The organism is Micromonospora desertarenae (genome assembly GCF_056150265.1).
This window is the reverse complement of record NZ_JAXCFQ010000019.1, coordinates 100,426-112,463: the sequence shown is the minus strand read 5'-3', so window position 1 is coordinate 112,463 and position 12,038 is coordinate 100,426. Positions and strand designations below refer to the sequence as shown.

General features: G+C 75.9%; 12 protein-coding genes. 8 read left to right on the top strand and 4 right to left on the bottom strand.

From position 1 onward, the window contains the following. Positions 1-4 precede the first annotated feature (4 nt). Complete coding sequence (locus tag SM577_RS29285) at positions 5-1,333, bottom strand: M20/M25/M40 family metallo-hydrolase (RefSeq protein ID WP_474588498.1); 1,329 nt, start codon at positions 1,331-1,333, stop codon at positions 5-7. Between the two features lie 101 nt (positions 1,334-1,434). On the opposite strand from SM577_RS29285, the gene SM577_RS29280 reads away from it, so the two are divergent. From SM577_RS29280 to SM577_RS29270, 3 genes are all read left to right on the top strand, one after another. After that, positions 1,435-2,028, top strand: coding sequence for a hemerythrin domain-containing protein (locus SM577_RS29280; protein WP_474579847.1), 594 nt, complete (start codon positions 1,435-1,437; stop codon positions 2,026-2,028). Positions 2,029-2,130: 102 nt separating this feature from the next. Beyond that, positions 2,131-3,138 carry a LysR family transcriptional regulator gene (locus SM577_RS29275; protein ID WP_302922773.1) on the top strand — a complete coding sequence of 336 codons (1,008 nt, stop codon included), beginning with the start codon at positions 2,131-2,133 and terminating at the stop codon, positions 3,136-3,138. A 19-nt stretch (positions 3,139-3,157) separates the two neighbouring features. Beyond that, on the top strand, positions 3,158-3,400 hold the full coding sequence (locus SM577_RS29270; RefSeq protein ID WP_474579848.1) for a hypothetical protein: 243 nt from the start codon (positions 3,158-3,160) through the stop codon (positions 3,398-3,400). A 111-nt stretch (positions 3,401-3,511) separates the two neighbouring features. On the opposite strand, the gene SM577_RS29265 is transcribed toward SM577_RS29270, so the two are convergent. From SM577_RS29265 to SM577_RS29255, 3 genes are read right to left on the bottom strand one after another with little or no spacing between them, the layout of a single operon-like run. After that, complete coding sequence (locus SM577_RS29265) at positions 3,512-3,862, bottom strand: DUF3140 domain-containing protein (RefSeq protein WP_302922775.1); 351 nt, start codon at positions 3,860-3,862, stop codon at positions 3,512-3,514. Then, complete coding sequence (locus tag SM577_RS29260; RefSeq protein ID WP_302922776.1) at positions 3,862-4,035, bottom strand: hypothetical protein; 174 nt, start codon at positions 4,033-4,035, stop codon at positions 3,862-3,864. The genes SM577_RS29265 and SM577_RS29260 overlap by 1 nt, the downstream gene beginning before the upstream one ends. Before the next feature lie 14 nt (positions 4,036-4,049). After that, a complete protein-coding gene (locus SM577_RS29255) occupies positions 4,050-6,602 on the bottom strand; it encodes an ATP-dependent Clp protease ATP-binding subunit (protein ID WP_302922777.1) in 2,553 nt (850 codons plus the stop codon). Positions 6,603-6,752: 150 nt separating this feature from the next. Between SM577_RS29255 and SM577_RS29250 the strand changes: the two genes are divergently transcribed. The 5 genes from SM577_RS29250 (at position 6,753) to SM577_RS29230 (ending at position 11,885) form a co-directional block, all read left to right on the top strand. Beyond that, entirely contained in the window at positions 6,753-7,130 is a 378-nt protein-coding gene (locus SM577_RS29250; RefSeq protein ID WP_302922778.1) for a hypothetical protein, read from the top strand. 151 nt (positions 7,131-7,281) lie between these two features. Next, entirely contained in the window at positions 7,282-7,542 is a 261-nt protein-coding gene (locus tag SM577_RS29245; RefSeq protein ID WP_088993708.1) for a hypothetical protein, read from the top strand. 11 nt (positions 7,543-7,553) lie between these two features. After that, a complete protein-coding gene (locus SM577_RS29240; RefSeq protein WP_474588497.1) occupies positions 7,554-8,549 on the top strand; it encodes a hypothetical protein in 996 nt (331 codons plus the stop codon). Then, on the top strand, positions 8,542-11,223 hold the full coding sequence (locus SM577_RS29235; protein ID WP_474588496.1) for an FtsK/SpoIIIE domain-containing protein: 2,682 nt from the start codon (positions 8,542-8,544) through the stop codon (positions 11,221-11,223). Before SM577_RS29240 ends, SM577_RS29235 begins: the two co-directional genes overlap by 8 nt. Then, a complete protein-coding gene (locus SM577_RS29230) occupies positions 11,220-11,885 on the top strand; it encodes a hypothetical protein (RefSeq protein ID WP_302922781.1) in 666 nt (221 codons plus the stop codon). The genes SM577_RS29235 and SM577_RS29230 overlap by 4 nt, the downstream gene beginning before the upstream one ends. Positions 11,886-12,038: the final 153 nt, after the last annotated feature.

Here is a 12,038-nt window from a genome sequence, read left to right as displayed (position 1 = left end):
CCGGCTAGCAGGTGCGCAGGAACCGGTCGAGAACCCGCACGCCGAACTGTAGTCCGTCCACCGGGACCCGCTCGTCGATGCCGTGGAACAGCGCGGAGAAGTTCAGGTCGGCCGGCAGCCGCAGCGGCGCGAAGCCGAAGCAGCGGATGCCGAGCTGCGAGAACGCCTTCGCGTCGGTGCCGCCGGAGAGCATGTACGGCACCGGCCGGGCGCCCGGGTCCTCGGCGCGCAGCGCCGCCGACATCGCCTCGACCAGGTCGCCGTCGAAGGTGGTCTCCAGCGCCGGCTGGCGCTGGATGTACTCGATCGCGATGTCCGGGCCGATCAGCTCGCGCAGCTGCCGCTCCAGCAGCTCGGACTGGCCGGGCAGGCTGCGGCAGTCGATGGTGGCGGTGGCCCGACCCGGGATGACGTTGTCCTTGTAGCCGGCGGCCAGCCGGGTCGGGTTGGCGGTGTTGCGGATGGTCGCGCCGATGATGTTGGCGATCGGGCCGAGCTTGGCGATGGCGGTCTCCGGGTCGTCCGGGTCGAGCTCGACGCCGAGCAGGTCGGAGACCTCCTCCAGGAACGCCCGCACGGTGTCGGTGACCACCACCGGGAAGCGGTGCCGGCCGATCCGGGCCACCGCCTCGGCGAGCGCGGTGACCGCGTTGTCGTCGTGCACCATCGAGCCGTGCCCGGGCCGGCCCTTGGCGTGCAGCCGCAGCCAGTCGATGCCCTTCTCGGCGGTCTCGATCAGGTAGAGCCGCTGGGCGTCGTTGACCGAGTACGAGAAGCCACCGACCTCGCCGATCGCCTCGGTGCAGCCGTCGAAGAGGTCGCGGTGCCGCTGCACCAGGAAGTGCGCGCCGAAGTCGCTGCCCGCCTCCTCGTCGGCGGTGTAGGCGAGCACGATGTCGCGCGGCGGCCGGACGCCGGTGCGCTGCCAGTGCCGCACCACGGCCAGCACCATCGCGTCGAAGTCCTTCATGTCGATGGCGCCGCGGCCCCAGAGGTAGCCGTCGCGCAGCTCGCCGGAGAACGGGTGCACCGACCACTCGTCGGCGTCCGCGGGCACCACGTCGAGGTGGCCGTGCACGAGCAGCGCGCCGCGTCCCGGGTCGGTGCCGGGGATGCGGGCCACCAGGTTGGCCCGACCGGGCGCGGACTCGTGGATCACCGGCTCGACGCCCACCTCGGCCAGCTTCTCCGCCACGTACTCGGCGGCGCGGCGTTCACCCACGCTGGTGTCGTTGTCCCCGGTGTTGGTGGTGTCGATGCGCAGCAGGTCGCGGCAGAGGTCGACGACCTCGGCGGTGGGGTCGGGTCGGGCGGAGGCGGCGTCGCTCGTCATCGCATCTTCATACCAGCCGCCCACGGTTTCGGCGCAGACGCCGCCGGGTACCGCCGGACGCGACCGCGCCCCCACCGCGGTCCGCGATCGAGGAGGGCACCATGACCGTCCCCCTGCCGCCGCTGCCGCCCGCGCCCGAGGAGGGCTACCGGCCCGGCGGGCGCAGCATCGCCGACATCGTCGCCGGTGAGCACCGCCAGCTGCTGGAGCTGGTGGACCGGCTCACCGGCGCGCCGGAGCCGCCGGCGGACGGGCTGGAGGTGCTGACCGCCGCGCTGTCCCGGCACCTCTCGGCCGAGGAGCAGTACCTGCTGCCCGCCGTACGGTCGGCCCGGCCGGACCTCGCGGCGCGGGTGGACGACGAGATCGAGGCGGACGCCGGGCTGCTCGGCGCGCTCAAGGAGGCGACCGGCCTGGCGGAGCTGGCCGAGCGGGTGCGCCGGCACGTGGCCGGGGTCGACGCGCTGGTCGCGGCGCTGCGCGAGGTGGCCACCGCCGAGGAGCTGATCCGGCTCGGCAACCGGCTGGAGATCGCCGAGGAGGCCGCGCCGACCCGGCCGCACCCGGCCACCCCGGCGACCCCGCCGTGGAACCGGATCGTCGAGCCGGCGGTGGGGGTGGTGGACAAGGTGCGTGACGCGGTCTCCGGCCGGCCCACCTACCTGGCCGACCTGCCCGCGCCGCCGGAGAACTGACCGGCCGGCCGCCGCGCCGACGGCCCTGGCCCGCAAATATCGGAAAGCGTTGATCCGTACGGACCCTTCCCGCCGACTGCCGGTGGACCTACCGTCATATCCATGAACCTGGAGCTGCGACACCTGAGGGTGGTCTGCGCGATCGCGGAGACGGGGAGCGTGACCAAGGCGGCCTCGACGCTCGGCCTGGCCCAGCCGGCGCTCACCGCCCAGCTCCAGCGCATCGAGCGGACCCTGGGCGGGCCGCTGTTCGAGCGGGACCGCCGCGGCGCCCGCCCCACCGCCCTCGGTGAGCTGGTGCTCGCCCGGGCCCGGGTGCTGCTGCCGGCGATGAAGGGCCTGCAGGACGAGGCGGCCCGGCTGGCCGGCGCCGGCGACGCGCCCCGGCGGTACCGGTTCGGCGGGATGAACAGCCCGATCCTCGGCCGGCTGGTGCACCGGCTCGCCGCCGAGCAGCCGCAGGCCCAGATCAGCACCTACGCGTCCTGGTCGGCGGACGAGCTGGCGCAGTCGGTGGCCGGCGGGCGGCTGGACTACGCGCTGATCGGGGTGTGCGGCGACTCCGCGCCGTCGGCCGAGTTCGGGCTCTGCTGGCGGGAGGTGGCGGTCGACCCGGTGATGGTGCTGCTGCCGGAGACCCACCCGCTGGCCGACCGGGACGAGGTGCGCCTGGTGGACCTGCGCCACGAGCAGTGGGTGGCGGCGCCGGGCGAGGGCTGCTTCGGCGACTGCTTCGCCGCCGCCTGCGCGCGCGCCGGCTTCACCCCGCGCAAGGTGTACGAGGCGGACGTGCGCGGCTGCGTGGACCTGGTGGACGCCGGCGAGGCGGTGGCGCTGTGCCAGGCCACCTTCCGCCCGGTGGCCGGCCTGGTGACCCGGCGGCTGGCCGGGACCCCGCTGCGCTGGCGGCTGCTGCTGGGCTTCCACCCGGACTCCCCCGCCGCGCTCGGCGCCGACCTGGTGCTGGAGACGGCGCTGGCCGCGTACACCGACGCGCTGGCGCCGCACCCGGCCTACCTGGCCTGGCTGATGCGCAACCCGGAGTTCGGGGTGCGCGGCGCCGGGGCGGCCGGGTCGGTCGCCGGGGCGCGCGGGGTGCGAACCGCCTGACGGCGGGTATCTGCCCGGCATGACCGACCTCGACCCCGCCGCCGACCGGGAGACGCTGCTCCGGGCCGCCGCCGCACACACCGCCGCCGCCCAGGACGTGGAGGCCTTCCTGCGCCGCCTGCCGGAGGTGCCCGACGCGTCGGCCATCACCGAGTACGCCAACCTGCTCACCCGCGAGCAGCGCCAGCGCGCCGACCGCGAGGCCGCCGCCGACGCCGTCGGCCTCACCATCGGCAGCCTCGAATCCGACCAGGGCACCTGACCGGCTCCCCCGCGGAATCCGGCCAGACCCGTCGATCATGAAGTTGTCGTCACGACACGCCGTGGCGGGTGACGACAACTTCATGATCAGCTTTGCTGGGTCGGTGCCGGGTCAGCGTTCGACGAGGACGTCGTGGCCCAGGTCGAGCAGGGCGTGGCGCCACTCGTCGTCGGCGTTGCCGCGCGGCGGCTTCGCCTCCAGCAGGTTCTGGATCTCGTCGATCGCGTCCTGCATCACCTTGATGTCCTCCGGCGTCAGGTCGACCTTGCGTTTGGTCAGCACCTTGAGGATCTGTCGGCCCGGCTCGGGCAGGTCGAGATCCGGGTCCGGCCCGAACGACTCCTCACCGGAGCCGCGGGTGAGCAGCCACTGCCGCAGCTTCTCGGACGGGACGTTCACCTGGGCGTGGAAGTCGTCCCAGAGCACCTCCACCTCGGGATCGAGCCGCTGCTCTCGTACCATCAGCCCTCCTCTGCCGGCGGTGGCCCGGACGCACCCGGGTCCCCCTCCTCGTCGTCGGTCCGCCGACCCAGGCCCTCCGGCGGCACCCGCACCCGGGCCGGGTTGGCCGTCGGCGGGGCCACGATCGGATCCGTGCGGTCGCTGGCGTCCCGGCTCTCCTCGGGTTCGGTCATCTCCGCCCTCCGGCTCATCGCGGATGCGAGGTCGTGGCCGCGGTGTAGCCGCGCTCGCCGGCGCTGACGTCGAAGGTGAGCCGGCCGTCGCGGGCGTCCACGACGACCTTCTGGCCGGGCGAGACCGCCGACTCCAGCAGCATCCGGGACAGCTGGTTGTCCACCTCCCGCTGGATCACCCGGCGCAGCGGGCGGGCGCCGAACTCCGGCTGGTAGCCGTGCTCGGCGAGCCAGTCGACGCCGGCGGTGGTGAAGTCCACCTGGATGTCCTGGGCGTGCAGCCGGCGCCGGGTCTCCTCCAGCATCAGCCCGGTGATCTGGCGCAGCTGCTCCGCCTCCAGCCGGCGGAAGATGATCACCTCGTCGATCCGGTTGAGGAACTCCGGCCGGAAGTTCTCCTGGAGCCGGCGCATCAGCCGTTCGCGCAGCTCGTCGCGCTCCTGCTCGCCACCCTCCGCGCCGGCGCCGAAGCCGACCGCGCGCTGGGTGCCGGTGATCAGCTCGGAGCCGAGGTTGCTCGTCATGATCAGGACGGTGTTCTTGAAGTTGACCGTCCGGCCCTGGCTGTCGGTGAGCCGCCCGTCGTCGAGCACCTGGAGCAGGATGTTGAACACGTCCGGGTGGGCCTTCTCGATCTCGTCCAGCAGCACCACCGCGTACGGGCGGCGGCGCACCGCCTCGGTGAGCTGCCCGGCCTCCTCGTAGCCGACGTAGCCGGGCGGGGCGCCGACCAGCCGGCTGACCGTGTGCCGCTCCTGGAACTCGCTCATGTCCACCCGGACCATCCGGTCGGCCTCGCCGAAGAGCGCCTCGGCCAGGGCCCGGGCCAGCTCGGTCTTGCCGACGCCGGTGGGGCCCAGGAAGAGGAAGCTGCCCATCGGCCGGTCCGGGTCGGCCAGCCCGGTCCGGGACCGGCGCACCGCCTCGGCCACCGCGTTGACCGCGTCGTCCTGGCCGACCACCTTCTCGTGCAGGTGCCCCTCCAGGCGCAGCAGCCGGTCGCGTTCCTCCTCGGTGAGCTGGGCGACCGGGATGCCGGTGGCCCGGGAGACCACCTCGGCGATCTCCTCCGGCCCGACCGCCGGCACCTGGGACGGCTCCTCGTCGCCCTTGGCCCGCCGGATGTGCCCCTCCAGCTCGGAGATCCGGTCCCGCAGCGCGGACGCCCGCTCGTACTGCTCGTCGGCGACCGCCTGCTCCTTGTCCCGGCGTACCTCGTCGAGCTGCTGCTCCAGCTCCCGCACGTCCTCGGCCGGGGTGCGGGTACGCAGCCGGATCCGGGCGCCGGCCTGGTCGATCAGGTCGATCGCCTTGTCCGGCAGGTAGCGGTCGGTGACGTACCGGTCGGAGAGCTCGGCGGCGGCCACCAGCGCCTCGTCGGTGAACCGGACCTGGTGGTGCGCCTCGTAGCGGTCGCGCAGGCCGCGCAGGATGGCCACGGTGTCCTCGACGCTCGGCTCGGGCACGAACACCGGCTGGAACCGGCGGGCCAGCGCGGCGTCCTTCTCGATGCTCTTGCGGTACTCGTCCAGCGTGGTCGCGCCGATCACCCGCAGCTCGCCGCGGGCCAGCGCCGGCTTGAGCATGTTGGAGGCGTCCATCCCGCCCTCGCTGCCCGCGCCGCCCGCGCCGACCAGGGTGTGGATCTCGTCCAGGAAGACGATCAGCTCCTCGCGGTGCGCGCGGATCTCCTCGATCACCTTCTTCAGCCGTTCCTCGAAGTCGCCCCGGTAGCGGGTGCCGGCGACCAGGCCGGCCAGGTCGAGCTGGACCACCCGCTTGCCGAGCAGGGTCTGCGGCACGTCGCCGTCGCAGATCCGCTCCGCGAGGCCCTCGACGATCGCGGTCTTGCCGACGCCGGCCTCACCGATCAGCACCGGGTTGTTCTTCGTCCGTCGGGAGAGGATCTCCACCGCCTGCTCGATCTCGTCGGCCCGGCCGATCACCGGGTCGATCTGGTCGTTGCGGGCCAGGTCGGTGAGATCCTGGCCGTACTGGTCGAGGGTCGGGGTGCCGCGGTCCGGCTTCGGGCCGGCCATCGGACCGCGCTCGGCGTTGGCCGCCTGCAACGACTCGGGCTGGATCCGGCCGGCGGCCAGCATCCGCCCGGCCGGCGACTCCGGGTTCAGCGGCAGCGCCATCAGGATGTGTTCGGGACCGATGTAGTTGGCGCCCATCGCCCGGGACAGCTGGTGGGCGTCGAGCAACGCCCGCTTGGCCGCCGGGGTCAGCGAGAGGTTCGGCGGCACCTCCCCGCCCGGCGCGCCGTCGCCCCGCCCGCCGAGGGCATTGAGCAGGGTGTCCGGGTCGGCGCCGGCCCGGCGGACCAGGTCGCGCAGCGGCTCGCGCTGCAACGCCGCCCAGAGCAGGTGGTCGGTGTCCAGGTCGGTGCTGTGCCGCTGGGCGGCCCGCCGTGCGGCGTCGGCGAGCATCTCCCGGGCGTCGGCGGTCATCAGCCGGGTGATGTCGACCCGGTGCGCGGGCCGGCGCCCACCCTCGCCCCGGCCGAAGTACCGGGCCAGGAATTCGTCCCACGGGTCGGAGCCGAAGTCACCGGGTCCCATCATGTCTGTCCTCCGCAGTCGGGCGCGCGGCACGGTCGCCAGGGGCTACCCGGCGGCCGGCCCGACAAACGCCGCACCGGTGCCACCGCCGGGCAGGTGCCCGCCCGGCGGTGCGCCGCCCGGCCGCCCCGCGCCGGGTGGCAGGCTGGCGGCATGGAGTCGATGCCGCTGCTGATCGTGGACGCCGCGAACGTGGTGGGCTCGCGCCCGGACGGATGGTGGCGGGACCGGGCCGGCGCCACCGCCCGGCTGCGCGACGCGCTGGCCCCGCTGGGCGCGGCCGGGCTGCCCGGCCGGCTGCCACCCCCGGTGGAGGTGGTGCTGGTCGTGGAGGGCGCGGCGCGGGATGTGCCGTCCGTGGCCGGGGTGCGGGTGGTCGCCGCCGACCGCTCCGGCGACGACGCGATCGTCGAGGAGGTCGCGGCCGCCCCGCAGCGCCGCCGGCTGGTCGTCACCGCCGACCGTGAGCTGCGCGAACGCGTCGCCGTGCTGGGCGCCGAGGTGTACGGGCCACGGTGGCTGCGGGACTGACCGACCGACCGCCGGCGGTCCCACCAATCGGACTTGCGGCGCTCTGGGTCGACAACCGGTCAACGGGGCAGGAACACTGACAGGGCGGTTGTTCTCTCACCCACCGGGATAGGCTCTAATGGAGGCCTCCCCGCCCCCAGGAGGTTCCACCGTGGCGAGCGTCGCCGAGCTCAAGGCAGCCATCGATGTCGCCCTGCAACAGATCGGCGACGGCCAGAGCGCCGTCCAGGCCGCCGGCGAGAAACTGGCCGAGGCGCAGCAGACACTGGCCGGGGCGCTGGAGGGCAGCGGGCACGAGACAGTCGAGGCGGCCCAGGCCTCGCTCACCCAGGCCAGCCAGGAGCTGGAGGAGTGCCTGGCGGCCACCCTGGTCGCGGTCGAGCAGGCGCAGCTCTACGTCGCGGCCCTCTGAGGGCGCCGGGTATGTCCATCGTGGAGGACGTCGGCGCGCAGGTCCGGGCCGCCGCCGAGGAGCTGCCGGTCGGCCTGCTCGGTCAGGCGCTGGAGAAGTTCGGCCTGGCCGCCGAGCGGTTGCGCTGGGTACGGCAGGAGTCGGCCAACCCGATGGGGGTGCCGGAGCTGTCCGCGGCCACCGAGCACGCCGAGACCGCCAACTACGCGCTGCGCGTCGCGCAGGAACAGCTCACCGCGTACCTGGCCGCGATCGGGCTGGCCGCCGACGGCGCGCCGCCGCCGCGCGAGGAGCCGGGCCGGCGGCCGCGGCACGACGCGCCCCGGGAGGCCGCGCCGGTGGCGCCCGCGCCCGAACCGGCCGGCGAGGTGACCATGCGCCGCTGGTGGGCGGTGCGGGTAACGGAGCTGACCGGGGGCCGGGAGGGCCCGCCGGACGGGCCGGACGAGCGGGTCGCCGACTCCCGGGAGCTGCTGCGCCGGGTGGTGCGCGGGGTCCGCGCCGGCGACCGCGACCGGCTGCACGCCGAGCTGCGCCGGGCACACGCCGACGTCGGTCTCGGGCTGGCGGCGGTGGCCCCGCCACTGCTGCGCGACCTCGCCGGCGAGCTGCTCGGCCACCCGCCCCGGGCGGACGACCTGGGCCGGCTGCGCCGGGAGGTGGACGGGCGGGTCCGGGACCTGCTGCCCGGGCTGCCCGCGCCGGTGCTGGACACCCTGCTGACCCGGGTCTGCCGGATGCCCCCACCCCGGCGCGGCGAGCAGGACCAGCCGCACGCCGCCGACCCGGCGGTCACCGCCGGGGTGCTGACCGGGGTGCTGCTGGCCCGGCTCGGCCGGGACCTGCCCGCCGAGGCCGGCCGCGAGCCGGCCGGCGCCGCGCCCCGGCCGGGCGGCCCGGGCACACCCGGGCCGGACGGGTCGCACCGCGACGGTTCGGGCGGGCCCGGCCGGGGCGGCCCGGACGCGGCGGCCGGCGGGGACCGGCGCCGGGGCACCGATGGCTGACCGCCGCGCCCAACTGGTCACCCGGGTCCGGGGGATGCTCGCCGAGGCGCTCGGCGCCACCCGGACCCGGCTGTCCGGCGCCCACGCGGAGCTGACCGCCGAGCGCGAGCGGCTGACCCGGATCCGGCGGGCCGCCGCCGCGGTGCCGGAGCGGGTGGGCGCGGAACGCGACCGCCGGCTGGCCGAGATCGACGAACGGCACGCCGCCCGGATCGCCGAGCTGGCCCGCCGGGCCGCGGCCGCCGCCGGACGCGAATCCCCGGGCGCCGCGTCCGCCGACTGGGCCGGGTGGTCGCCGACCCCGCCGGGGCGGGCCGAGCCGCCGGGCGCGCTGCGGATCGGCACGCTGCGCATCCCCGGCGCCGAGCCGGTGCCCGCGCTGGTGCCGCTGCTGGACGCCGGGCACGTGGAACTGACCGGCGCGGACCGGGACGGAAGCGAGGCGGTGGTCGCCGCCCTGCTGCTGCGCGCGGTGGGCCGGGCCGACCCGGGCGGGGTCCGGCTGGTCGGCTACGACCCGGAGCACCTCGGCGGCGGGCTGGCCGGGTTCGCGCCGCTCGGCACCGCCGGGTTGCTGACCTTCGTCGGTCCCGGCGGGCTGGGCCGGCTGCTCGACGACCTGGTGGAGCAGATCCGCCGGATCAACGAGACCGTGCTGGCCGGCGAGTACGGCTCGCTACGCGAACTGGCCGCGGCGACCGGCCGCCGCCCGGAGCCGTGGCGGGTGGCCGTGCTGCTCGGCGGGGACGAGCCGTCCCGGCACGAGCGCGGCCAACTGGACCGGGTGGTGCGCACCGGGGCGGCGTGCGGCGTGCACCTGGTGGTCCGGGGCGTGTCGCTGCCGGACGACCCGACGGTGACCCGGGTCCGCGCCGAGCCGGACGGCGCCCGGATCGGCGGCCCGCCCGGCCTGCCCGTACGCCTGGATCCGCCGCCGCCGGCGGCGCTGGTCACCGAGACCTGCCGGCAGGTGGCGGCGCGGGTCAACGCCGGCCCGGCCCCGACCCCGTTCACCGACCTGCTGCCGCCCCCGGAGCGGATGTGGCGGGAGGACTCGGCGACCGGGTTGACCGCGCCCATCGGGGAGGGTCCGGACGGCCGGCCGGTGCTGCTGACCCTGGGCGACTACCCGCCGCACGCGCTGATCGGCGGGCCGTCCGGCACCGGCAAGACCAACCTGATCTTCGCCTGGATCGGCGCGCTGGCCGCCCGCTACTCCCCCGCCGAGCTGGAGTTCTACCTGCTCGACTTCAAGGAGGGGGTGTCCTTCGCCCGGTTCGCCCAGGGCCGGCGGGACCCGAGCTGGCTGCCGCACATGCGGCTGGTCGGGATCAACGTCAACACCGACCGGGAGTTCGGCCTGGCGCTGCTGCGCTTCCTCGCCGAGGAGCTGCGCCGGCGCGCCGACGCGGCGAAGAAGCACGAGGTGACCAAGCTGGCCGAGCTGCGCGCGGTGGACCCCACCGGGCACTGGCCGCGGATCGTGGCGGTGGTCGACGAGTTCCAGATGCTGCTGGCCGGCCGGGACGTGGTGGCCCGGGAGGCGGCCGACCTGCTGGAGGACCTGGCCCGCCGGGGCCGGTCGCAGGGCATCCACCTGGTGCTCGCCTCGCAGGACGTGCGGGGCATCGAGGCGCTGTGGGGGCGCCCGGCGCTGGTCGCCCAGTTCACCCTGCGCATCGCGCTGCCCAAGGCGCTGCGCATCCTCGCCGAACGCAACGACGCCGCCCAGTCGCTGCCGCGGCACCACGCGGTGGTCAACGCCGAGTCGGGAATGACCGAGGGCAACCAGGTGGCCCGGATCCCCTCGGCCAGCGACTGGGAGACCTGGAGCGAGTTGCAGCACCGGCTGTGGCGGATGCGTCCGCAGGACGCCGCGCCGGCCCGGCTCTTCGACGGCGACGCGATCCCCCGGCTGGCCGACGCGCCGGACTTCCGGGCGTTGGGCGCGCCGGCGACCGGGACGCTGCGCAACCCGGTGGCGCTACTCGGCGAGATCATCGACGTGCAGGCCCGTTCGGCGGCGCTGCGGCTGCCCCGGGCGCCGGGGCGGAACCTGGCAGTGCTCGGCACCCGGGTCGACGAGGCGTGCGCGGTGCTGGACGCCGCGGCCCGCTCGCTGGCCCGGCAGCACCGGCCGGGCAGCGCCCGGTTCTCCATCGCCTGCCTGGACCCGGACGCCGACCCGGCCGCCCGGTCGCTCTACGAGGACCTGGCCGACGACGCGGCCTGGTACGACGAGGAGACGGTGGCCGAGTTGACGGCCGAGACCGCCGACGGCCTGGGCGCACCGGGCACCAGCGGCACGCCGCACTACCTGCTGCTCTTCGCCGTCGACGCGGCGGCCGGCTCGCTGGGCGCGCGGGTCGGCCGGCGCACCGGGCTGGAGCACCTGCGCCGGATCCTGCACGACGGTCCGGAGCGGCGGACCCACGTGCTGGCCTGGTGGCGGGGGGTGGCCCGGATGCGGGCCGACCTGGGCGGCCCGGCGGCGCGGACGGACCAGATCGGGGCCTGGGTCGCGCTGGACACCCACGGTGGCGAGCTGGGCTCGTCGCTGTATCCGGGCACCGGCGGGCCGGACTGGTACCCCCGCCCGTGGCGCGGGCTCTTCTTCGACCGGGCGGTGCACCGCACCGGTCAGGTGATCATCCCCTACGGACCGTCCCGATGAACCAACCGGTGACCAGTGAGACGTACGCGGCGCAGGTGCGGCGGCTGGCCGAGCTGACCGCGCGGGTGCAGGGCCAGCGGGCCGAGGCGCACGCCTGGTACGAGCAGCAGTGCGCGGCGGCCGAGCGGGCCGTGGCCGAGGCCGCCGAGCGGGTGGCGCGGGCCGAGCGGGAACTGGTCGACGCGCGGGAGGCGCAGGAGCGGGTGGACGCCGAGGCGACCCACCTGTGGCAGCAGTTGCGGGACCGGCTCGGCCCGGGGGCGCGGCGGCTCGGCGCGCCGCCCGGGCCGGCGCCCGACGCGACCGGCGACCCGGCCCTGCTGCTCGACGGGGTACGCGAGCTGCTCGACCGGACCCGCCGGCCGGGTGACCTGCCCGGCTCGGTGAACCCGTTGCTCGCGCTCTGCGGGGTGCTCGGCGCGGTGCTGGCGTACGGGCTGGGGGCGGCGGCCCGCGCGCTCGGCGAGCGCAACGGCGGCGACCTCGCGGTCGGCATGCCGGTGCTGGCGCTGGTGGTGACGCTGCTCGGGCCGCTGGTCGGCCTGGTGCCGGCGAAGCGGCTGGCCGACCGCCGGCACGCCGTGCTCGGCCCGCGGCCGATGACAGTGGTGCTCGCCGCCGGGCTGGTGACCACCGTCCTGCTGCTGGTCGCCGCCCGCTGACCGCCGAGCCGGCCGGCGCGCCGGGTCGTGACGGGCCCGACCGGCCGGTGACGGTCGAACCCGGTCCCGGCGCGTCGACCACGACGGGAGGCGGGTCCACCAGCGGGCACCGGCGGCGTGGTGTCGATCCGGCCGCCCGCCGTTCGTGTAGGG